This window comes from Collinsella sp. SGI.184 (assembly GCF_050313415.1).
Classification (GTDB): Bacteria; Actinomycetota; Coriobacteriia; order Coriobacteriales; family Coriobacteriaceae; genus Collinsella.
This window is the reverse complement of record NZ_JBNPLJ010000023.1, coordinates 15,468-37,229: the sequence shown is the minus strand read 5'-3', so window position 1 is coordinate 37,229 and position 21,762 is coordinate 15,468. Positions and strand designations below refer to the sequence as shown.

The 21,762-nt window shown below is 58.2% G+C and carries 27 protein-coding genes; 1 reads left to right on the top strand and 26 read right to left on the bottom strand.

Going from position 1 to position 21,762, the window contains the following annotated elements; translation table 11 throughout:
• Positions 1-40: 40 nt before the first annotated feature.
• The 3 genes from ACQRAJ_RS07950 to ACQRAJ_RS07940 are packed head-to-tail and all read right to left on the bottom strand — an operon-like array spanning position 41 to position 1,802.
• Positions 41-1,081 carry a peptidoglycan recognition protein family protein gene (locus ACQRAJ_RS07950; protein ID WP_427748298.1) on the bottom strand — a complete coding sequence of 347 codons (1,041 nt, stop codon included), beginning with the start codon at positions 1,079-1,081 and terminating at the stop codon, positions 41-43.
• Positions 1,081-1,386, bottom strand: a complete 306-nt coding sequence (locus ACQRAJ_RS07945) for a hypothetical protein (protein ID WP_427748297.1) — start codon at positions 1,384-1,386, stop codon at positions 1,081-1,083. The genes ACQRAJ_RS07950 and ACQRAJ_RS07945 overlap by 1 nt, the downstream gene beginning before the upstream one ends.
• 2 nt (positions 1,387-1,388) lie before the next feature.
• Positions 1,389-1,802 carry a hypothetical protein gene (locus ACQRAJ_RS07940; RefSeq protein WP_427748296.1) on the bottom strand — a complete coding sequence of 138 codons (414 nt, stop codon included), beginning with the start codon at positions 1,800-1,802 and terminating at the stop codon, positions 1,389-1,391.
• Between the two features lie 130 nt (positions 1,803-1,932).
• Here ACQRAJ_RS07940 and ACQRAJ_RS07935 point away from each other — a divergent pair, with 130 nt between their 5' ends.
• Positions 1,933-2,397: a hypothetical protein gene (locus tag ACQRAJ_RS07935; RefSeq protein WP_427748295.1), complete on the top strand. Its 465-nt coding sequence runs from the start codon at positions 1,933-1,935 to the stop codon at positions 2,395-2,397.
• Here the strand turns inward: ACQRAJ_RS07935 and ACQRAJ_RS07930 are convergent.
• The 23 genes from ACQRAJ_RS07930 to ACQRAJ_RS07820 form a co-directional block, all read right to left on the bottom strand.
• Positions 2,391-3,098, bottom strand: a complete 708-nt coding sequence (locus ACQRAJ_RS07930; protein WP_427748294.1) for a hypothetical protein — start codon at positions 3,096-3,098, stop codon at positions 2,391-2,393. The genes ACQRAJ_RS07935 and ACQRAJ_RS07930 overlap by 7 nt on opposite strands.
• A 213-nt stretch (positions 3,099-3,311) precedes the next feature.
• Complete coding sequence (locus tag ACQRAJ_RS07925) at positions 3,312-3,449, bottom strand: hypothetical protein (RefSeq protein ID WP_427748293.1); 138 nt, start codon at positions 3,447-3,449, stop codon at positions 3,312-3,314.
• On the bottom strand, positions 3,442-3,618 hold the full coding sequence (locus ACQRAJ_RS07920) for a hypothetical protein (RefSeq protein ID WP_427748292.1): 177 nt from the start codon (positions 3,616-3,618) through the stop codon (positions 3,442-3,444). Before ACQRAJ_RS07920 ends, ACQRAJ_RS07925 begins: the two co-directional genes overlap by 8 nt.
• Before the next feature lie 3 nt (positions 3,619-3,621).
• Positions 3,622-4,608, bottom strand: a complete 987-nt coding sequence (locus ACQRAJ_RS07915; RefSeq protein WP_427748299.1) for an RNA-directed DNA polymerase — start codon at positions 4,606-4,608, stop codon at positions 3,622-3,624.
• Between the two features lie 381 nt (positions 4,609-4,989).
• A complete protein-coding gene (locus ACQRAJ_RS07910; protein WP_427748291.1) occupies positions 4,990-5,406 on the bottom strand; it encodes a hypothetical protein in 417 nt (138 codons plus the stop codon).
• 48 nt (positions 5,407-5,454) lie between these two features.
• Complete coding sequence (locus ACQRAJ_RS07905; protein ID WP_427748290.1) at positions 5,455-6,753, bottom strand: DUF6273 domain-containing protein; 1,299 nt, start codon at positions 6,751-6,753, stop codon at positions 5,455-5,457.
• On the bottom strand, positions 6,746-7,528 hold the full coding sequence (locus ACQRAJ_RS07900) for a BppU family phage baseplate upper protein (RefSeq protein ID WP_427748289.1): 783 nt from the start codon (positions 7,526-7,528) through the stop codon (positions 6,746-6,748). The genes ACQRAJ_RS07905 and ACQRAJ_RS07900 overlap by 8 nt, the downstream gene beginning before the upstream one ends.
• Positions 7,525-7,758 carry a hypothetical protein gene (locus ACQRAJ_RS07895; protein ID WP_427748288.1) on the bottom strand — a complete coding sequence of 78 codons (234 nt, stop codon included), beginning with the start codon at positions 7,756-7,758 and terminating at the stop codon, positions 7,525-7,527. The genes ACQRAJ_RS07900 and ACQRAJ_RS07895 overlap by 4 nt, the downstream gene beginning before the upstream one ends.
• Positions 7,759-7,768: 10 nt before the next feature.
• Positions 7,769-9,421 (bottom strand): hypothetical protein, encoded by a 1,653-nt coding sequence (locus tag ACQRAJ_RS07890; protein ID WP_427748287.1) that lies wholly within the window; start codon positions 9,419-9,421, stop codon positions 7,769-7,771.
• Entirely contained in the window at positions 9,412-10,236 is an 825-nt protein-coding gene (locus tag ACQRAJ_RS07885) for a hypothetical protein (RefSeq protein ID WP_427748286.1), read from the bottom strand. The genes ACQRAJ_RS07890 and ACQRAJ_RS07885 overlap by 10 nt, the downstream gene beginning before the upstream one ends.
• The gene (locus ACQRAJ_RS07880) at positions 10,229-12,859 is read right to left on the bottom strand and encodes a phage tail protein (protein ID WP_427748285.1); all 2,631 of its coding nucleotides are present in this window, start codon (positions 12,857-12,859) and stop codon (positions 10,229-10,231) included. Before ACQRAJ_RS07880 ends, ACQRAJ_RS07885 begins: the two co-directional genes overlap by 8 nt.
• 4 nt (positions 12,860-12,863) lie before the next feature.
• The gene (locus ACQRAJ_RS07875) at positions 12,864-13,196 is read right to left on the bottom strand and encodes a hypothetical protein (protein ID WP_427748284.1); all 333 of its coding nucleotides are present in this window, start codon (positions 13,194-13,196) and stop codon (positions 12,864-12,866) included.
• Between the two features lie 86 nt (positions 13,197-13,282).
• Positions 13,283-13,699, bottom strand: coding sequence for a hypothetical protein (locus tag ACQRAJ_RS07870; RefSeq protein ID WP_427748283.1), 417 nt, complete (start codon positions 13,697-13,699; stop codon positions 13,283-13,285).
• A 114-nt stretch (positions 13,700-13,813) separates the two neighbouring features.
• Positions 13,814-14,419, bottom strand: a complete 606-nt coding sequence (locus ACQRAJ_RS07865) for a hypothetical protein (protein WP_427748282.1) — start codon at positions 14,417-14,419, stop codon at positions 13,814-13,816.
• A gap of 34 nt (positions 14,420-14,453) precedes the next feature.
• Complete coding sequence (locus ACQRAJ_RS07860) at positions 14,454-14,804, bottom strand: hypothetical protein (RefSeq protein WP_427748281.1); 351 nt, start codon at positions 14,802-14,804, stop codon at positions 14,454-14,456.
• On the bottom strand, positions 14,801-15,097 hold the full coding sequence (locus tag ACQRAJ_RS07855; RefSeq protein ID WP_427748280.1) for a hypothetical protein: 297 nt from the start codon (positions 15,095-15,097) through the stop codon (positions 14,801-14,803). The genes ACQRAJ_RS07860 and ACQRAJ_RS07855 overlap by 4 nt, the downstream gene beginning before the upstream one ends.
• 320 nt (positions 15,098-15,417) lie before the next feature.
• Entirely contained in the window at positions 15,418-15,804 is a 387-nt protein-coding gene (locus ACQRAJ_RS07850; RefSeq protein ID WP_427748279.1) for a hypothetical protein, read from the bottom strand.
• A gap of 12 nt (positions 15,805-15,816) precedes the next feature.
• The gene (locus ACQRAJ_RS07845; RefSeq protein WP_427748278.1) at positions 15,817-16,707 is read right to left on the bottom strand and encodes a phage major capsid protein; all 891 of its coding nucleotides are present in this window, start codon (positions 16,705-16,707) and stop codon (positions 15,817-15,819) included.
• A 16-nt stretch (positions 16,708-16,723) separates the two neighbouring features.
• Positions 16,724-17,221: a hypothetical protein gene (locus tag ACQRAJ_RS07840; protein ID WP_427748277.1), complete on the bottom strand. Its 498-nt coding sequence runs from the start codon at positions 17,219-17,221 to the stop codon at positions 16,724-16,726.
• A gap of 96 nt (positions 17,222-17,317) precedes the next feature.
• Entirely contained in the window at positions 17,318-18,472 is a 1,155-nt protein-coding gene (locus ACQRAJ_RS07835; protein WP_427748276.1) for a hypothetical protein, read from the bottom strand.
• On the bottom strand, positions 18,453-19,886 hold the full coding sequence (locus ACQRAJ_RS07830; protein WP_427748275.1) for a phage portal protein: 1,434 nt from the start codon (positions 19,884-19,886) through the stop codon (positions 18,453-18,455). Before ACQRAJ_RS07830 ends, ACQRAJ_RS07835 begins: the two co-directional genes overlap by 20 nt.
• Positions 19,883-21,394 carry a hypothetical protein gene (locus tag ACQRAJ_RS07825; protein ID WP_427748274.1) on the bottom strand — a complete coding sequence of 504 codons (1,512 nt, stop codon included), beginning with the start codon at positions 21,392-21,394 and terminating at the stop codon, positions 19,883-19,885. Before ACQRAJ_RS07825 ends, ACQRAJ_RS07830 begins: the two co-directional genes overlap by 4 nt.
• The gene (locus ACQRAJ_RS07820) at positions 21,321-21,701 is read right to left on the bottom strand and encodes a P27 family phage terminase small subunit (protein WP_427748273.1); all 381 of its coding nucleotides are present in this window, start codon (positions 21,699-21,701) and stop codon (positions 21,321-21,323) included. The genes ACQRAJ_RS07825 and ACQRAJ_RS07820 overlap by 74 nt, the downstream gene beginning before the upstream one ends.
• Positions 21,702-21,762: the final 61 nt, after the last annotated feature.

The following is a 21,762-nucleotide window of genomic DNA, read 5'->3' as shown; positions in this document are numbered from 1 at the left end:
CCAGAAGGTGGAGAGGGGTTATAAGTGACTAACGTTTTTATTAGTAGGGGTTGCCGTCAGTGATGCACACCTGGAGTCGGTCAAGCGGCTCACCGTACATGCCCGCGAAGTCATCGCCACCGTAGGTGGAGCCATCGTCACAGACGGTTCCGAGCCACCCGGAGCGTGCGGTTGTCTGCGAGCGGTACCATGCCTGCTTGTATTCCTCGCCGTCCGGGGTCACGTAGTACATGCGCACGCCGTCGATGGTATGGCCGGCTATGCCGGCGCAGCCGTTGACGGTATCGTTGCGGTCGCCCTTGGTCACGTAGGGCAACCATCCGTCCTCGATGGTGTGAACCTGATACTTGAGCGTGCCGCGATCAACTCGGGCGCACAGCAGGTCGTGGCGCTTGCACGGGTAGCCAGCGAAACCATTATCGCCAGCGCCGAAATCGGTTACCTCGCCAAGCCAGCCGCCGCCCTTGAGGTGGAGGGAGTAGTGGACGGGGACGCGCTTTCCAGATGCCGCCTGAGCGGGCTTTGCCGCTGCGGGCTTGGCGGTGGAGGGGGCTGGCGCCTTGCCGCTTTTCATCGCGTCATACCACGCCTGAGCACGCTGCATGTAATGGTCGCGCTGCGAACCAGCCAGCTCGCCGGGGCAAGCCGTGGCACTCCAATAGCGGTGCGGGAAGACGTTCTTGCACCACTCGGGGCGACCGAGACCGTAGTACAGGCACAGGGCTGCGACGAGGTGCGCGCCGCTCTCGATGGCGGCCTCATGCACGGTCCACGGGCCTCGTGCGCTGTTGGCGTGCTCGATGGAGATGGTCGTGTCGTTGCCGCGCCCGGTGCCGATTCCGTCGCCGCAGGCGTAGGCGCGGTCGAGATCGTTGACGTGCTGCGTGATGTAGCCGTTGCGGTCTACCGAGTAGTGCGCCGAGCAGCCGTTGGCGCCCCAGATGCCGTTGCACTGGCTGGCGTTGAGGTCGCCCGCCATGTGGTGGATCGTGACGCCCTTGATGCCGTACGGACGGCCGGCGCTGAAGTTGCAGCCGAGGAGCTTGTACTCGTCCGGCTGGACGGTTGCGAAGTCTGCCATTAGTCCTCCTTGACCTCGCCGAGCGCCAGAAGCGCGTCGAGCCATTTGTCGGTAACGCCGACGCTCTTGAAGGCTGCGTAGGCAACCTGAACTCCGCCAACGGCTGCAAAAATGGACGTTACCAACGCCGATGCATCGGTCGGCATACCGCTAGCCATAGCCGTCAATACGCCGCACAGCGCAGACACCGAAATTGCAATCCAGCGCGCAACGTTTCCAGTCATGTCCTTCGTCTTGATGGCCTGCACGATATACGGCACGACAAGCACCGTGCACACCGTGAGGCCGGCCTGAATCTCAGTCATCTCTATCTCCCTGTCTCCTTGTTGTACATGAGGTCGATGCGGTCGCAGATGTGGTCGACCTTCTGCGCCATCCCCTGACTGCGCTCCTGGCTGTTCGCAATGTCGTTGTGCAATACCTCGTTCGAGGCCACCACGGACTCCATGAGGGTCTTCATCCCCTCAATCAAGGTGTTGCTGCGCTCCATCTGCGCTGCGATGCGGCCCTCCATCTCCGACCGCTCACGGTCGCGCTGAGAGCGCTCCTTGACCTCATCTTGCTTGCGCTCCTCGCGCTTAATGTCCAAAGCGCTTTTGCGTTCGTTTTGCAGCTTGTATTCTTCGAGAAATTGCCTGCCAAAGTAAAAAGCGATGAGCGCAAGTGCCGCGCCGCCGAGCCAACCAGGGCCATATGGCGCAAAGAGCTTTAGCACTTCCATCTACTCACCTCCACTCCTATGCCAGATTCCTTACGCGAGTATCGATGTGCCGTCCCCCGCGTCTTGAATACAAAAATCCCAGACGAAACGCGGCGGTCTACCATGCGAAACGTCTGGGATTTTCGAGAGATTGGATTGTCAAAATGATGTTTTACTATGCAGCCTCTATGTCGCACTACCTGCAATCATTCCGCACGGTCGTGGCGAGGGCGAGCAATTCGTATACAGAGGCTATGGAGATGTAGGGCATTCCGTATCCCGGACCGAGTATTTCGCATCTTCAAGCTCCGAATTCTCATTCACTCCCAAGGTGAGCGGCGTAATCGTCGCACAGGTGTTGGCGTATGAGACGTACGGCGCATGGGGCGGCGAAATCGGCCTCCATGTGACGACACCGAGCGGTCTACAAAGCGTTGCTAAGGTATCAACTGGCCTCAACGGCAGCGACGGCGTCCAGCGCATGGTTACGGCCAAGGCCGTATTCGCGGTCGTGGAAGCTGGAAAGACGTACTACTTCAAAACGGAAAACAATCCGAACGCTGGGTGGGCCAAGAGCACGCCGTTCTCATGGCCGCTCGAAGTGCGTCCCTACTGACGTATGTAAAGCGCGTAGCACCCCACTGTTCCTCCGCCGCTACCATATCGATTGGTTACGTACCAGGTGCGGGTCACGGCGCTCGTCGGCTTTTCGATGTAGCATGTACCGACCCACCCTTCGCTTATGCAGGCGAACCAGCAGACGAACGCGTAACCATCGACTTTCGGCGCGGTGATGTCTCCATCGCTGTTGACATGCACGACCTCGATGTGGGTGAGATGGGATACGGAATCCCCAATGGTCGCGAGCGAAGCGACGGGCTCGAAGAGCTTGACCGGCTCGCCAACGCTGATTCCATCCAACGGAACTCGCCACAGCTTCAAGTCGTTCGCCGTCACCTCTGGGTCTGCTGCGGTGCCCGTCGTGGGCGTGCCCTTGATTACGACCGGCGTGATGGACTCGATGCCAGCGCTGGTCTTCGCGTAGCGGGCCACGACGAGATCGTTGCGCTTCTGGCCCTGCGTGCCGGACTGGACAGTCAGCGAAGTTGCCGCCTGATTCCAGAAGCGCTTGCCGCCGACCATACCGACACCGGTGCCAAGTGTCGCTGAATTGGCACTCTGCATCGTGAGCGCGAAGTCGTCGCCGTACTTCAGCACGCAATCCGCCTTACCGATGGTCGCGACGTTGAGCGCTGACAGGTCGTCCGAGCTGATGTGCTTCTGGCCGGTCATGCCGTCAACGATTTCAAACGACATTACATCTCCCCTTCCTGCTCGGTCGGCTCCTCAGCGCTGTCGAGGTGTGCGTAGGCCTTGTCAAGCCAGAACGCAACGTCGCGGCCAGACTGAATCTCAGTCATCTCTATCTCCCTGTCTCCTTGTTGTACATTAGGTCGACACGATCGCAGATGTGGTCAACCTTCTGCGCCGTCCCCCGCGCAAAAGAAAAGGCCCCTTTCGGGGCCAGTTCTAGTCGCGTGCAGACTTGATCTCGTCGTACTCGGACTTGGTGATGCGCTTCTTTTTCAAGAGTGCGTCCAACATAAGGTCGTTCCAAAGGCCGCTACGGTAGAACTTCTTGTAGCGCTCAAGTTCGTTACTATTCATCCTCGGTACCCTCCATTCCCATTCCGTTGGTGTCGTCCTCAGTGGGGATCTCAATGCCCGCCATGAGGGTTGCAAAGGCAAGGTCGGCTGCGGTCTTGTCGGCCTGAGCAGCAATGTGCTCGATGCTGCGGTTGTCGTAGACGGTTCCGCTGATTCTCTTGTATTCCATCAGTTACTCCTTCCAAAGATTCTTGTAGTAGGCATCCATCCGCTTTATCAGTTTGGATGAATCGCCTTTGCTCGCGTGCGCCCTCCACCCGTGGTAGCTATCGTTTGCCTGCTTGCGCGTAAGGCCACCTGCTTTTGCTAGGCGCACGATGCCTTTGAGGTGGCGGCGCTCGCGTCTCACTGAGCTGCTGGTCACGGTCATTAGCACCCTTCCGCTTTCAAGCGGATTGAAGTCAAACCCGAGAAACGTGACTCCTTCTGCAAGCGGAACGACCTTTGACTTCTTCGGATGCGGTTCAAGTCCAAGTTTTGCAAGACCTTCCCCAACAGTGCGCATGAATAGCTCTGCCTGCTCCATGTTCTCGACGATGCAGACCATATCGTCCATGTAACGACCGTAGCGCTTGAATTGCAGCTTGTCTTTGATCGTATGGTCTAGCTCGTTCGGAACGCTGATTCCGGCTATCTGGATTAACTGGGAGCCTGGGTTAACGCCGCGCCCGTCTCCAGTGCCGTACTGGGTCGTGATAATCATGTTGGCGAAATCAGCCCAGCGTTTCGGCGCATATCGATAGAACGGCTCGGCTGCTACCGCATGTGTCATATTGCCGTAGTAGCCACAGATATCCACGTAGCAGATATAGCCGGTCACACCATGTTCCCTAACATGTGAGCGCAGCATTGAGCGGAAACGGTTACGCACGTAGTCTGTTCCCTTGCCAGTTTGGCAAGCCCAATTGTCTGTCATTAGATGGGGAGCAATGGAGGGATAGAAAACGAAGTCATTCAGTGAACGTTGCAAGATACGGTCGTTGATATGGACTGCAACAATGTCGCGTTTCTTTGGATAGTAAATCGTGAAACGGCGCGGTTCGTGCGGCCTGTATGTTCCGTTCTCGAATGACTCGCGTATGTTGTGGATGATTAGCGGTAGGTTCAGCTCAACCCTAGCGACGCTCGGTTTCCATCGGACTCCGGTAAAGCATCGCATGGCTGCTTCATATAGGGCATCCTCGCTTATTGGGTCTAAGAAGGTGGAGGGGGCGCTTATAGCCGGAACACTGCAAGCGGTGCCAACGTCACCCCCCGATTGTTCGCACCCGACAACGAGTGCAGGTGATTGGCTCCTTGCGTCGGCATATGTCCACTCGATATCTGCAATATCGGTATTAACGGATGTTCCGCCAATGCGATCGGGGCGAACGCGGTTCCCGTTGCAGGCGTTCGTGTTGTTGAGGTTGCCAGACGAATTCACGTAGAACACGTTGTAGGCATTGTTGCGATTAGGCGAACGCAGGAACACGTTCTGGGTTACAGCCGCACACCGCACGTCATTCTACCCCTTACAGCGTATATGTATTGGATGGGTGTCCTATAGGTTGAGTTTTTTCTTGTATCGGGCGGCATCCTTCTCGCGCCACCCTCTGGCAAGATTTCGCACTTCGGCGGTCATAGCGGCCCAGTGCCCAACGCGTTTCTTCTTTAGGTGGAACACTGGGCCGCTCAGACGGATTAAGTACATCAGCTCGTTGCAATGGAGCGCTCCATCGCTTTGCAGCTCTAGTCGCTTGCGCATGTCGTTCTCGTCGCGGACGTAGATGTTGTTTGCCATCCAAATGCACTTGCCGATATTCACGGCGCTCTCGGTAATCATGCCGAGAAGCATAGCCTGTCGCGGGTCGAAAACCTTTTCATTCTCAGTGATATGCAGCGTGTATTTTGCAAGCTCGTCTGCCTTTTGGTGTACGAGTAAATCGCTCTCACCGCGTCTGCCTGACGGTACGGACATGCACACATCCTTTCAATGACTATTAACGGCGGGCAAAGGGTTGCCCGCCTATTCCTTGATGCCGACGATGTCGCAAGCGGGGCGAACGCGATTCCCGGGGCAGGCGGTCGTGCTGCCGAGGGCGCCAGACGAATCCACGCAGAACACGCTGCAGGCACCGCCGCGACGAGGCGAACGCAGGAACACGTGCTGGGGAGTTGTCTTGGCGTTAATCGCATAAGATCGCATCTGCTGGAATGTCTGCCACAGCGGAAGTCGAGTATTTGAGCCGGATGCGAGGCGGTTATAGGGCCATACCTCGCCCTCCTTGCCGTTCACGCTAGCTTCGTTGCAAACAATGTTCATCTCTTCAAGAGACGGCAGGTAAAACTTCGGGTAGCAGGTGACGATGTTCGGCTCGCCGGACGTGCCGCCGTCGCATACATAGTTCGTGCATGTGTCCACGCGCAGGCCACCGATAACGGAAAGAAAATCATCTGAGAAGCCCTTGAGGAAACCCTGTCGGTCATTCAGCGGCCCATCGGCGAACGGTGCGCACGGAATATGGTCGAACTTATCGCTCGGTTTCCAGACCTCGCCGAACTTTGCTGCATCGCTATTGAGGTATTGAAAAACATCTGAATCATCGGGACGATTCGAACCGTACGCGCAACGCTGCAAACAATTGAGGTCACCGTTGGGCTTGTCGCTGAGGAACGTTCCGAGATTCGTACCCTCACTGCCCTCGGTAACAGAAACGGTCTCGGCAATCGAGGTAGCGGTAGCAGACTCGCAGTTGTAGACCTTCCACTTCTCAGGATTTGTATCCCACGCATTGAAAAAACCAAGTAGCTGTCCACCTGCGGGGAGCGCCTTAGTGATCGTAAACTGATATGTCTTACCATTGACCACGGTACCCTGCGAATAACCCATGGTGACGTTGTATGTTCCCACTGGAAGACCGCCATCGCCCGCCACATAGAAAGCAGAACGAGCGTTGTACGTGGTTCCGAACGGCAGCGTGTAGTGCCATTGCAGTGTCATCTTCGGAAGGATATTTCCAGCTCTGTCACGTTTGGTGCCGAACGCCACGATATCGAGTGGCACTTGATACTCTGTCGTTCCATCACTCCAGTTAACGATGAACTGGTCTCCGATGCTGAACACATGCTGAGCAAGACCGCTGGCAACGATATTCTTGACAGTGTTCCAGTCCATCGTGGAATCGAGTACACCGTTGCGCACGAGCTGGGCCATAAGTGCGTTCTGTGTCTTAATGCCGCTCACCAGCTCCTTGCCCGTGGAATCGCTCATCAGCGGGTCTTCTACCACGACATAGTTCTGGGCATTAGCGTTCTCTTCAGCCATTTGTTACCTCTTTCTTGATTCGTTGGCAGATTCGCCCGTTTGCAATACAGAGCCCGAGCGGGAGCGCAGCCTTTGCCGCCTCGGTTGCCGCATTGCACGCGGCGGTGGATTTATCCACGGACGTTGCAGCATCGGTAGCAGACTTGGCCGCTTTCTTCGCTTCGTCCCTTGCGGTATTCGCTTCTCCAGTTGCTGTTTCTGCATTTGTCTTTGCCTGTGCAAGCTCTTCGAGCCTTGTCTTGGAATCCTGAGCGCGTTTCTCTTCTGCCTTGCCGCGCTCTTCCTCTGCTTTCACGCGCTCGGTCTCGGCCTGCGCGCGGGCCTTCTCGGCCTCGACACGCTTGGCCTCATCGGCCACGGCATTTTGCAGCTCTCCTAGAAGTGGCGTGAATTCTGCCGCTTGCTCTGAGTCGAGGTCGGCGCATTCGATGACCTTTCCGCCAAATCTGTCCGTGGTGTCGACAAGCGTCTCGCCCTCGCGAATCTCGACGTATCCGCTGAATGAGCCAACCGCCGAGTACAAGGCTGCTGGCAGCATGATTCGCGCAATTCCAGCCTCGGCAACCTCCATCGGGCACGGGCCGACCAGCTTTCCCGCCGCCGTGGTCGCGACCAGGCTCGCGGTCTTGCCTGCAAGGTCGTAGGGCTGGCCGTTCGCGCATACCTTCACAGTCAGCAGCGCGTTGTTGCGCTCGCCTCGGCGCAGCGGGGCTATCCGCTCCTCGCCGTACGCTCCATCTCGCTTGCGTGTGTCGAGCTTGATGGTTTGGTTCATCGCTGCTCCTTTGCGGCCATGAAAGCCTGAAACGCCGCATCCTGCTGCGCGGCGAGCTGCTTGTACGCGTCCGTGCAGCTTTTGCACAGCAGGCGTGTAGCCTTGCTTCCGTACTGGTCGAAGCGCTCGACATCGCGCCAGTCGTTCGCTGCGGCGCTGTTTGCCGCCAGATACGCATCAGCGCCGCAGCGGTCGCAGACGTAGTGGGTGTAATTCTCGGTCTTTGCCATATTTGACCTCCTATTTAGTCCTTAGCCATGTGTTAGGACCGATACTCGGTTGCCTCGTCCATGTGCCGCCGAAGTTGTTCGGGTTCGCACCGCTCGTCTCGACGTAGAAACCAACTGGATGCGCCGCGAGGAAGCTTGCGGCGGCAGAGTCGCCCTCGACCGTGATTGACAGGTTGCTTGATCCATCCCACGTCGCGGAGCCGTTCACAGCGCCAGTGATCGCAACGGTTCTGGTTGAATCAAAGCCATTGGCCGTCTCTGCGCTCTTCGCAACGGTCGCGCCTGTCTTGATGCCGTCTAGTAACGCTTTGTCGACTGCGGACATAAGTCCCGCAGTGTCTTGAGTGGCGTTTTGGTACGTGGTGTCCGTGGCGCTGATTTTCGCGCCATCAAGCGTGATGTTTTTACCCGCTATAAGTGCGTTCTGCTTGGTCGAGATGGCCGTCGCGTTCGCCGCGATAGCCTGGGCGTTAGCAGCCGCAGCATCGTTCGCCGCATTGGCGCGCTCCTCGGCTTTTCCAGCGGCTGCAAGGGCGTTAGATGCCTCCGTTCGCGCCTCATCCACCTTGGTAGAGATGGAGGATAGGTCTGAAGCATCGACATCTGCGTTGAACGTGTAATTGTCCAGCGTCAAGCCCTTGCCCGCGAGGTATGAGTGCCCTCCGCCTCCGCTGCTTTCAGCCGCGCCTGTTGAACTCGTCTTGGTGGTGGTATCGCTGCCGACCTCATATGAATAGGTAGCAATGCCGTTGTTGACCTTGACCACTTTCTTGCTCACGGTCGCAGTGACGGTCGTTCCGGTTGAGTTGTCTCGCGCGCTGATGATGTCGCCGACGTCAACGTCCATGTCCTCATGCGCATCGACCTCAACGGTGCCGCTCGTCTGGTATTCGAGCAGCTTCTTCTTTCCCTCTGTCTCAAGTTCGCTGGTACTCGCATTCGAGTAGTCGTAGAGCGCGCAGATTTCGTCAATTCCGAAAAGTGTTTGTTTGTGGCTAACGTTTCCGTTCTCGTCCGCGTAGAAATGGACGATTGCGCGGTTTTCGAGTTGACCAGTTCCAGCACACAGCAGGTGGTTTACGCACCGGTGAACCGACGTGATCGTGAAGTCGAGCAAATCCGAATCGACCTTGTTCGCGTAGTCTACGATTGGAGGCATGGACAGCTCGATATAGCCGTCCATCCTCCTCATTGCCAGCTTTCGACCGTTTGCCTTGGCACAGGACATGAGACCGCTATATCCGTCGCAAAAGCGGGAAAAGGTGTAACTAACGGTCGAATCGTCAGAAGCAGCCTTAAACAGGCTCTCAAGCCCCATTCTGGCTATCAGCGAGGTAAGAACATCGCCAACCTTGCCGTTGACGGTCAGATACCCGCTGCCAGAATCGGGCGAAAGCCTGCGACCTGCCAAGATTCCGTGCCACGTGCGACCCTTGCACTCGACCGCGCCGGTAGCTCCGCGCCCAGACCCGCGCTTAACCTGGTCGATTACGCCTCCGTATTCGGTTGCGTCGATATAGACCAGCTGTCCCGCTGCGGGGGCGCTCTTCTCCTCCACGGTTAACGTGAGGGCATTCTCGTCAGCGCCGAACGCGACGTCGAGCGTGAAATCTTCAATCTCGCGGACGTTGCCGAGCTTGGTATCAGCAACTACTAGCACCACGGCGGCTCGCCCTCCTCCTCGTACCACGTGAGGTCAAATCCAAAGCTCATGTCCCATGCGACCTCATGCGAGCCAGTCGGTATCGGCTCGAAGATATACTCGCCGCTGCCCAGTCCGCTACCACGGTGCGCCTTTGCAAAGGCGTCGATAACAGCGCCGTCCGCATCCGTGATAGTAACGGTACGCGAAATCGAGTCGATAGTCATGTAGCCGCCCTCTGGCACGGTCGCGTCGACCTTGTACCAGCTCTCGCCGATACGGATTGCAGGGTTTACCGCCGTGCCGTAGATGGTCAGCTTTACGGGACTTTCCAACCACTCCCCCGCTTCGATGGAGGACGTGGTAAGCGGGATGCCGAGGTCATAAGGAAGGTCATAGGGCAAATCGAGGTATTCATAGCTATCGGCGCTCACGGTAAGCGGCAAATACTCGACCGTGTGCGGCTTGCGCCAAACGCCGTCGAGCAGCACGACCGTGAGCGTTATGGTCACGACAACATCGTTGATGCCAGACGGCTCAGCCTTCACGACATACGCGCGTTGGCTCCAACCGTCCGCTATGATGGTTCCGGGCGTGCCCTCCATCATGTCGCGGTCAGCCGCTCTCCTTAGCGTGTTCGCCATGGCGCGGTCGAGAACTTTAAGCTCAATATCGCATTCCCGTGCATCGCGCGAAATGCCTGAAAGTGAGCGGTAACCCACCGTATAGCTCCATGCCCTGCCGCGAATCGCCGTAGCAGTGCCAGCGAAAACGCCGTCAGCGTCAAGCTGCACATGGATGGAGCCTGTGCCAGAGACGTACTCAAGCTTACGCATAGGCAACCGCCTTCCTTACCTTGCGCCCGAAATCGCTCTCGCCCATGACTGGAGTGCATTCGGAGATGATCGCAGGGAGGTTGTTCCCGAGCCAGCCGATAACAGCCGCAGCCGATTCATCGCGCGATGCCGATACATCCATAGCCACTCGCGCGGCAGCCGACTTGATGCCGCTCACGCCGCGAGAAGATGCGCTGAAGTCGACGGGCTGCGCGACAAGCGCGTCGTGAACAGTACCCATAGCCCTTTCGGCCATTGCAGCGGTGGATGAAGCGGCACCGACAATCGACTTGCCGAAGTCGCCCATGAGCGCCTTGCCGGAGTACGTGGTGTAGCCATGTCCCGAGAACGGTCCCCATTTAGCGGGCGAGAACGGGAACAGGCCTCGGATTGTCTCGACCGCGCCCTCCACGGAAGATGTCACGGAGCCGATTGCGCTCTCGATGCCGGACTTGAGGCCGTTGAGAATCGACTTGCCCGACTCTACCAGCCAGGAGCCAGCACCTGAGAAGAACCCGACGATCTTATCCTTGATTCCGGTGACGGTCGTGTATACGGAGTCGATTCCACTGGTCGCAGCGGCCCTGATTCCATTCCAGATTGAACTAAATGCCCATTTTATTGCGCCCCAGGTGCCAGACCAAACGCCGCTGATAGTGTTCAACACGGAGCTGATAATCGAGCTTACTGCGCCAATCGCCGCGCTGACGATGTTTTGGATGCCAGTCCACACGGTATCAATGATGGACTGAATACCCGTCCACACGCCCTCCCAGTCGCCGTTGATGGCGGCAAGGACGGTGCCAATGACAGCGTTGATTACCTGCATCACGGTCGTGATAACCGTTTGGATAACGGGCCATACAGCGTTGATTACAGCGGCGATGACAGCGCACGCCGTCGAAAACACGGTTTGGATAATCGGCCAAACGACGGAGATAACAGCCATGATAACGTTCATTACCGTAGTGATGATGGTTTGAATCACGGGCCACACTGCATTGATAACGGCCATGATAACCTGGCACGCCATCGAGATGTAGTTCTGCACCGTGGGCCAGACCTGCGTAACGATGAGCTGGATAGCGCTCATCACGACGGAAACGACAGCCTGAATCACGGGCCAAACAGCCTGGATGATGCTTTGAATTACGGAGCAAGCCGTGGTGAAAGCCGCCTGAATCGTCGGCCATGCAGATACGACGAAATCCTTAACAGCACCCATTACCTGCGTTACGACCTGTTGGATAACGGGCCAGTATTGGGTAACAGCGCCCTGAATCACTGAGCAAGCCGTGGTAACTGCCTGCTGGATGTAAGGCCACACCTGAGCCGCCGCCGATTGGATACCAGACCAGGCGGAGTTGATGGCGTTGCGCACGTCCTCGTTAGTGTTATAGAGCGCAGCAAGGCCGACAACGACAGCCGCGATTGCAGCGATTATCAGGCCAACAGGACCACCGGCAACGGCAGAAAGCGCCGCGCCAAGCGATTTGAAGCCGGACACGATACCGAAAACCTTCTGCATTCCTCCCATGACAGGCAAAAGAAGAGTGAATGCCGTGATAGCAGGCATGATAGCTGGTGCAAGCTGGTTGAAAACGTTAACGATTCCGTCAAGGAAACCGCTAGGCAACGCGCTTTTGATTTGACCGAAAACGGAAGCGATGCCGCTCACGCCTTTTGAAACAACGTCCTTGATGCCGTAGATAACCGTAGCGATCGCATCAGCGGTCTTGCCAAAGCTTCCGCTAAAGGCGTTAATCGCGCCGGAGATGTTTTCAGCTCCAAACGCATTGATAATCGTCTGAACGGCTTTCGCAACGCGGTTCGAGATGTTATCAAGCGCGGTGCCTATGCCCTGCGTTGAGTCCTTGGCCTGCTGCGCGAACGATGCGAAACCGTCAACGCCCTCAGTGTCTAGCTTCATGACGGCATTATTGAAATCGCCCATCGTGATAGAGCCGTCTTTTAGGGCATTGTACAGGTCTTTAGAGTTAGCGGTCGGGCCAATAAGCGCCTTCGCCACCTGGTTTAGCTGCCCAGGCATGACCTCCTGCAAGGTCTTCCAGTCTTGCAGTTCGGGCTTGCCTTTGCTCAGGATTTGGCTGTATTGCTGCATCGCGCGAGAAACGTCTGCGGTCGATGAACCGGAGGCCAAGCACATATCGTTAAACGCGATGCCGATATTCGTCGCTTCATCAAGGGAGCCGCACAATGGCGCAAGCTGTTGAACCATTGATGTAAGCCCAGGCAACGATGTAGGCAGACCATCGATAGACGCGGACATCTTTTTAATCGATGCTTCGGCTTCTTGGCTCGAATACCCAAGGTTCTTCATGACCTTGGGGAAGTTGTTCATGGTGTCGACGCGACTAATTGCGCTGCCGAGCGAATTTGAGATAGCGTCGAACGCCTTGCTCGTGACGCTCGAAACAAGGCCCATGACCGCACCGGCCTTGGCGGAAAGACCGGAGCTGAACTTGCCGCCAGCGTCTGAGCCAGCCCTGCCGCCAATCTTGGATGCGCCGGAGAAAGCGCCGTCAAGCTGGTCGGCGATTGATGATGTCAGGTTATCGAATTTCGGCGTGAGCAGAACGGAGCCGCTCGCCACATCAGCCATTCAATCACCCCTGTTCGCCCTTTCCCTCCATCTCTACCGTGACGGCTGATGGTCGGCGGGGAGCGAAAAGCAGCTCGTCCACCCTCACCTTGCTCACATCGAGATGATTCTTCGTTTCTTTCTTCTTGGATGCCTTCGGGCGCGGTATCGGCTTGGGCTTCCTGCCCTTGCCGCCTCCCAACCCGTAGGCGATATTTGCGAGCTGGTCGGAGATGAGCGCTAGGATGTACGTATTCTCATCCCATGCCAGCTCGGGGTGTAGGCGTTTCAGCGTGCGCGACGATAGGGGGAGCTGGACGGCAAGAACGGCGATAGCGCCGAACTCGCCCGCGTCCATCAAACCGTCTAGGTTGAGGCCGTAATACTGCTGGAAGTCGGCGTAAAGCTCGTCTCGCCCGTCGAGCAGGACGGGAACGAGCGCCGCTAGTTTTTTACTTCGATGCCCTCGAACAGCGCATTCTCGATGCGCATGATTTCCTCGAAGTCCTCATAGCCCATCTTGGCCTTGACCACAGCGCACACCTTGTCGTCGACCTTGCCGCCGAAAACGAAATCGTAGAGCGCCAGAGCGTCGGAAATCGGCGCGTCCTTGCCCTCGTTCGCGTATTTCTGGAACTTTCCGAACATGCGGATGAACTCGCGCGACTTGATGCGGCGCATGTCGATTCGGTACGTCTCTCCCTCGAACTCTACGTCCTTCTCATAGGGTTCCTTGCAATCCTGAACCACCTTGAAATTGGGCTCTCGGTCCATGTAACGGGCCGTGATAGCCTCGCGCTGGTTCTCCTTGGCGGTTGCGTACTCGCGGAGCTGTTCGGGGGTCATGTCTTCGATATTCATTTGAATCCTTTCGGTAGGCTCATGGAGGACGGTGGCAACGGCTCTAGCGCCTACTACCAGAGCCGCCGTCGCCGCCCTCCATGCGAAATGGGCGGTTTTTTGTCGTGGCTGTCGCTAGGCGGCGACGGTAGTGGTGTCGTAGATGTACTCGCGCATGGTGTCTCCGTCGAATGCGTCGGAGGGCAGGCACTTGATGGTGGGCGAGTAAGCTGCGAGATCGGAGTTGTTCATCTCCATGTCATCGCGCTCGACGATAACGCCGTTGGGAACGACAACGCGCTTTACCTTGGTGTCGGAAACGACGCAGTCAAAGATATAGAGGTGCGATGCGGTGAAGTTCTTGTTGTGGCGCACGGTCGTGGTGCCCTTGTTGTCAGTAGTGACGTTCGCGTCGCCGTAGACAGACTTCAGCACGGAATCGCGGGTTTCGAGGAAACTGACCTCGATGGTCTCGCCGAAGCTGGACATGGGCGAGGCCACGATAGCGCCAGACCAATCCGAGATATCGTCGGTGTCGGTATCGGCGGCAATTGTGATGCCGTCCTCGGAGATGTAGCCAAGCGACTTGAGCGTGGTCTGTGACTCGCAAAGCTCCGCAAGGGTCTTTTTCATATCGAGGAACGGGGTCGGGTCGGTACCGGCGGGGGCGACACAGGCGTAACCGCCCTCGCGGCCCTTTGCGATACCGAGGTTGGAAGTATCGAGCATGGATTCAGCCATGTTGCAATTCCTTTCTCATGGAAGAGCCGCCACGCTACGGGCGCGTGACGGCGTAGAAATCGAGTTGATAGCGTTGCGACCCGCTATCTGGGTCGGGGAAGGAGTAGATGCCCCCGACTGAGCATGAGCACACGTTTGGGAATGTCTCGCGCATGTTGATGAGCACCTCGCGGGCCATGAGCGCGAGCGTGTAAGCCTCAGTCTCCGTTTCGGCCCACACCTGGACGGCAAGGTTCGGTTCGTCCTTTCCGCGCGAGTACCCGCCTCCCGTGCGCTCGACCGTGGTGAAGCGTTTCGGGCGCGTCGCTGGTACTGCTGAGCTGGACGGTACACCCAAACCTTTTCGGAGCGCGGTACATGTCGCCGCGATCACGTCGAAGCTCATACGCCGCATCCCTTCTTTAAGGTGTTGTGTTTAAGGTTGTCGATGTATGCGTCGGAGTTCGCCACGCCGATGCGGGCGGATGCAGTCTTTTCGAGCATCTTCAACTGGCAGTCGTATACGGGGTTTCCGTGCGAGAGATGCGCGAGCGCATTGCATCGCGCCGCCGCCTTCTCTCCTTGCGCCATGAGCATGGAGGAAACAGCGCCGCCCTTGGTTATCTCGACGATTCCGCGCTCGACGGGCCTGATTCTTCCTACGCGACGCATCTTGAGCGACCATCCGCCATTAGCCATCGCACACCCCGCATTCGACGGCACGGTTCCATTCGCCCGGGCAGTTCGCGTCAAGGTATGGCTGCGGGTCTCCGATGACTGGGTACTCGCGCCCTCCATACCTAATCAGGCAGCCGCGGAGGGATGCCGAGTACGTCTTGGGGAAGTGGAATGTCATGGAGACTGTCACGCCGTTCGGGCGGGATGCATCCAAATCACTTGTTGCGCCCGGCTGCGGTAGGACGTTGGCGACAGGCTCGGAGACCCATTCGCCGGGCACCTCGTTGCCGTGCGCGTCCACTGCGCCTGTGCTACGCCGCAATACCTCGACGGAGCAACCGCTAATCAGCTGCATACCGGTCACCCGCCATCATCCTGCATGACTGGACAGCGCAGGAGTTAAGCCCCAGAAGGTCAAGCTCGGACGGCAGCGGGCGCATATACTGGTCGAGCAGCGATACGGACGCAGTGTAGCTCCCCGCCGTCTGGCTGTACTGGCTCACGCCGCCCATGCCAGCGGGTGCCGACAGGGCGCGGTTCACCATCGCCATGCACACGGTGGAGAGGTTGAGATCTAAAACCTCGTCCTCCCCCGCCGCGTACCCGTCCATCTTGCCGAGAAGGTAGCCAGTTGCGCGAAGCAACAGCGCTTCAAGCCGCTTCTCGTCGGCTACCGCGCCATATGCCGCCGTGTATTCCTCGGGTGTAGCAAATGCCTTGATAGCCATCGTGAATCACTCCTAAGCAGAAGCGGTGCCGTTGTCGATGCGCACGAAGTCGTTGACGTCGCGGACGATGAAGCCGACCTCGAACTCGCAGCGGACAGCGAACATGTTGCGCTGCCAGAGGTTGAGCGTCTTGGAGCCGCTCGTGAGCGTAGCCTGGTCGGAGATGGAAATGTTGACGTCCTTGACGATGCCGTAGCGTGCGGCGCTCCAATCGCCGCCGAAGCCGAGGACCTCAGCCGCCTTAGTGCCGGAAGAAACGGCTGCCTTGTGCGCGGACTTGGTGAAGTGTGTAGGAACGCTCAGAACATGGCCCACTGCGCCGTCGGTCTGGACGTTGTTGATGAACAGCGGTCGGTTGGTGGTGTCCTTGGTCTTAAGGAGCAGGGTCTTGGCCTGCGGGGAGAGGACGAAGGCGTTAAGGTCGCCGTCGGCCTCGGCAACCTTGCCGATTGCATCGACGAAGGCGTCATAGGTCTTGGTGGAGGCGTCTACGGCGTTGGTCACGCCCTTGAGGGTGTCGAATCCGGTGCCGGGGGCGTTACCGAACATGACGGTCTCATCGAACTTCTTTGCGATAGCGAACGGCAGGCGGGATACCAGCTCGTTGTAAAGGGCGGTGGTGTTGTCGCGGAACTGGTTGGAGAACGGCTCGATGATAGCCAGCGTGTAGCCCTTCATGTCCTTGGTGGTGAGGGTGTGCTGGGATACGGGCTTGTTCTCGGTCTCGGTGACCCAATCGGCGGCAGGCTCACCGGTGATGACCGGGATGGTCAAGCCGTTGCCGGGGAGGTCGATGCGCTGAGCGAGCTGCATGATTGCGGAGCTTTCGAGCGTCTTGGCCCAAATCTCGTTGGAAACGGAAGAGGGCAGGGTGATAGAGGTCTTGTTGATGCCTTCAGCCATGGTTGTTTCTCCTTGTCTAGTTAAAGGCGTTCTTCATGAATTGCGCGAAATCGTCCTTCGCGCTGCCCGTCTGCTTGATTTCGGCGTGCTTGCCGTCGCCCAGCACCACGGGCACGGTGGGCTGCTCCTTGGTCGAGTACTTGTCTGCGAGCTTCTCGGCCTTGGACATGAGGTCGTCACGGTCTGATGCCGAGATGAGTTCGAGCAGGTCGGACGGCACGCCCGTTTCGGTCGATACCTCGCTAACCCACTGCTTCTTGTCCTTCTCGGCCTGAAGCGCATCGGCACGAGCAATAGCGTCCGCGAGTTGCTGCTGGAGCTTCTCCTGCTCGCTCATCTGAGCCTCTTTGAGCGCGGCGAGCTCGTCGGCTGCGTCCTTGTTCGCCTTAGCCTTGCGCTCCCATTCTCGGGAATGCTGCTTCATCTCGTTGTACTTTGCCTCCCAATCGACATGAGCGTTGTCGCCGTTCGGGTCAACCTGCTGCGTGTCGGTATGGTTCTGGTCGTCTGCCATGACGAACCTCCTTACCGCGCCGTTCGGCGCTGTCCCCCGCCGCCGTTCGGCTGCGGGTTGCGGATAGATATGAAAAAAGCCCTCGCGGGGCTTGATTCATCTGGTTATTCGGCGCATCTCGGATAGTCCCGAAGCGCCTTTTGATTTGGTGTCTATGAGAATGGCGGTCTCGCCCTCTTGGAGGCTGTTCCTAACGCTTTGAACAGCTCCGCTTATGCCGTCCACGAGCAGGACGTAATGCCCCGCCGTGTCGGTACCTCCATCTTTTCGCTCTTTGCGCATGGTTGAGATGGAGTCAGATACTTCGCCGCCCGTAGCGTCGGCCATTCCCCATGTAAGGCCGTTCATGCGCAGCGGTGCGCCATCGCGGTCTGTGATTGACGTTGTGTAGCCGTGCTCAGCGAGCGGTGCGGTGAAGCGCTTGTATTCGCCCGTGCCGGACTCGACCTTGCCGCCGTTCCAGCTCCAGTCGAGCGAGCGGCGGTTTATCTCCTTGCAGATCTCGTCGGTAATCTTCTTGTTGACGATTTGCGCTGGGAGTCCCTCCATCTCGCGCCTGATTGACGCGGGGTCGATGGTCGAGCGGGCGTCTAGGTATACGTCATAGAGCCAGTCAGGGTCGTAGCCCTCCACCGTGGTCAACTCGTCCCCCGCGACCACTCGGCAATCGCAGCGGTCGTGGAAGCGGTTGAAGGCGAAGCCCATGTCGCCTGCTGCCTTCCGGGACGTGTAATCGAAGCCGCGAGACGCGAGCATCAGGCAGAAACCGCACGTCTCCTTGCCGGTCGGCACGCGGGCGTAGCGAACGCCCTTGGAGTAGTCGCGCTCGGCGTTATGGATAGTCGTCCTGTTCGCCGCGCGCCCAACGCTTGCGTATGCCTTCTCGGCAAGGCGTCGCGCGAACGAGTCGAACGTATCTGGCGTGAGGTCTCGCATGAGGTAATCGACCTGCTGACCGGACACGCGCTGCGATACTGGGTTGTACACGTCGGACGGCTGGACGGATATTCCCAGCTCCTCCATCGTCACGTCATACGCCGAGCACGCGATTGTAGCGGCCCTGTCGCCGAACGTCTGGACGCATGTCGTGAGCGTCTGCATGGCGAACTCGCGCATGGTTTCAGCGTCAATCATGCCGCCGTTTAGCTGGTAGAAGGAGCGCATCGCTGTCTGCATGAAATTGAACGCCGCCTGCTGCTGGGCATTGAGCGCCGCTGTGTATTCAGCAAGCCTACTCGCCGATATCAGCATCGTCCACGCCCTCCGGTTGCGGGGTCGGCTGCTGCTGCGCCGCCTGCGCGGATGCCTGCGCCGCCGCCTGTACTATCTGGGAGTAGCGAACCTCGCGCAAGATGGAGTCGATTGTCGGCTCCGAATAGCCGAGGTCTCGCCAGAATTGGCGCGTACCGGAATAGGCGGGAACAGCGCTGTTGACCTTGATTGCGAAATCTGCGTTTGCCGCCTTGGATGGGCGCAGGACGTCGGCGAATCGCGGCGTGATATCTGCCGTGGCGAAATCAGCCGCATTGACGGCACCGAGCGCCATGCGCGCGACGTTGCCGAGCGCGATTCCGTTCATGCGGTTGACGTGCTCAGCCTCGACGATAAGGCGCTGCTGGGCGGCGAACATCGCCTCGCTCGACGTTGGGTTGTCAAAGACGATACCAACCTCGTCGAGAGGGATACACGCCTCGGATGCGAACTGCTTGCCTAGCATCTCAAGGTGGTCGATGTGTGGCTGCATGGTCATCTGCGAGAGCTGCCCAAGCTGCGGGACATCACCGTTTTTATTCGGGGTGACGAGCAGCATCGAGTCGGCGTACATCTCTACCTTGCGCTTGGACATCTCCTCGGCGGTCTTCTTGTCCACGCCGAGAAGGTAGCGCTGCGGCCACGTATAGAATGTAGCGGCGATCTCGGTGCGCGCGCCTACGCACATGGCACGGTCGATGAGGCTGCGCACGGTGCGGTTGATACGGCTCTTGCCGAACGGGCGCGTCAAAGACGGACGGTAACGCAAAGGCTCCATCAGCGGTCGACCGAACGGGTTCGCGGCCTTCTCGGCAACCCACGAATCGCCTACCTTGCGACATGAATAGGTGTACTCGTCCGTGTACATGTTGACCCACGTTGGCACGCGCAGCCCGCTCGAATCAACGTCGATATCGACTACGCAGATACCCGCCTTGATTCGCTTCTTGCGCTCGTCCCATATAGCCGCCGCGTCGAGCGCGGAGTGCGCCGACACTATCACATCAGGCTCACCCGGCATTCCCTTTGATACAGTCAGGAAGGCGCACGAATCCGTAAGCTCAGATGTTACCGCCTGCTCGTAAATCTCGGTCAAAGTTGTGGTGGGAATAATTGATTCAAACACATCGGCGCTGCCGCCGTCGAATCCCTCAAGAACCGAGCGGTTCGCGAGAACGTCCACGCACTTGCCGCCCCACCCCATGACGATGTTGAGGTTAACGAGGTCGGATGGCATGGACGAATCGGTGGTGACTGGCATTACCTTGCCCTTGTAATAAGCCTCGTTGCGGATGTTCGAGCCTAGGTGGCGCTGCCATTCGGCCAACAGTTTGTTGAATACGTCAACCTCCTCGCCCGTGAGGTTCATCATGGACGGGTCGACTTGATAGAGCGTCGGGTTTTCGTTCGTCATAGAATCACGCATCCCCCCTCGGGGTCTCGTTTGGTCGTCTTTGCGGCCCAGTAGGCTATAACAGCCGCCTCGATGGGCGCGGACGCATCTCCGCCGTAGGCCCACCCTCCATCGCTACCGATGGGCCGCCTTCTGGCCTCCAGGGCACTTTGGTTTAGCGCTTCTTGGGCGTTGTCCTCGCCGCCGTCCCAGTGGGTGACGGTCTTGTCTATAAGCGCTTGGGAGAACATGGAGGTAGCCGCGATCACGTCGCGCGTTGAGGTTGCGTAGAGCGCTTGGCGCGGATACCACTCGCGCAGGCGGTCGAGAAGCGCCGCCGCGCCGTTTCGCCCGTCAACTGCCACTGCTGCTGTGGTGTCGGTCATCTGCTCGGTGCAAAGGAAGTCGGTCAGCCATGACAGGCCGTCTGCTAGGGTTCCTTGCCCGATATGCTCGATGTAAGCCGCCCCGTCTTCTTGCAGGCGGCAGGCGCACAGGGAGATTTGGGAGCCGTCCGGCGAGAACTTCACGCCGAACGTCTTCTTGCCATCCGTTGGCACTTGGGAACGCGGAATAGCCAAAGACAGCCAAAGCGATTCGTCTATCACGCTCGCGCTGCTCGAACCGCTCCACCAATCAAGGCGCTCGTGGGCGAAACCTGAGATATTGCCCTTTGCTCCCGCGAACTCGCTTTCGGTGTAACCCTCATCCAGCACATATCCCATGGACGGGTTCGATTCGTAAATCTCGTCCAGGATGTCGGAGAACGTGCAATCCTTTGGCGGAAGCTTCTCGCAAGCCCACGATGCCCAGCACATGCGCCGCATTCCGCCATCCAGTACAGACTTGCGCACACGGGCAAAAACAGTACCCGCGCTGCGCTCGTTCGGCGGTGTCCCCATGTAAAGGATTTGTCGCTCGCCCGTGGACGATGCAGCCAGCGTATAGGCGATTGCGTCGTACTGGGTGTCGGTAAGCTCCTGTGCCTCGTCGTACACGACCAGCTGGATATCGTCGAAGCCGCGCGCCGTGCCGTTCGTGCGGGCGATGAACTCGATTGAGCCGCCGTTCTTGAGGAAGATTGCCTCTTCGCCGTTCGTTCTGCGAATGCGCTCAACCAGCTCGCACAGCTCTGGATGCCGTTCATCCGTGAAGTACCGCACTAAGCGCATAAATGATTTCTTGGCGGTCTTCACGCGGTGGGCGGTGTGGAGGATATGCCAGCCGCAGACCGCAAGGCGATAAAGCTCGTAGATTTCGAGCGCAGCGTTCTTGCCGTTCTGGCGTGGAACGTCCAGACCACACGTCACATAGGCGGGCTTGCCGTCAGCGTTGCACGCGCACCAGTCCGTCAGGATGTAGCGCTGCCACGGAAATGGCGTTATACCGAGGTCTTCGCCGAGCGCTACCGCGTCGTCCATCTCGCTATAGGCGACATCGCCATCGCGGTAGACCCTACGCGGTTCTTGCCTGCCTCTTCGCACGGTTTCCCGAGACAATGGAGAGGATGCTTGTTTGCTTTGCGCCACTCTCCACCTCCTCGTGGGTGTCGCAGATTCCGAGCTGCTTGTTCAGCTGCCGAATCTCCGCCGATGCTGTTTTCAACGTTCCGATTTGCGGGAATGCCTTCAGGTCGCCCATGTCGTTGTTATATGCTGTCTGCCCGCCGAAACTGTCAAGCTCGTCTTGGGCTGTCTCCGCGATTTTGTACCATTGGCAAAGCAGGGAGAGAGATGGTGCGTCGGACTGTGTGAACGTGCGACCATTCGTCAGCTCGTCCCATTTCGCGGACTTGAACGCATCAGATTCAATGCCGGGTGGCTTTGTCAGCGGCATGCGATCACCTCGATTCGGCAATAAAAAAGCCGCCCCGAAGGACGGCTAAATTGGCTAATTC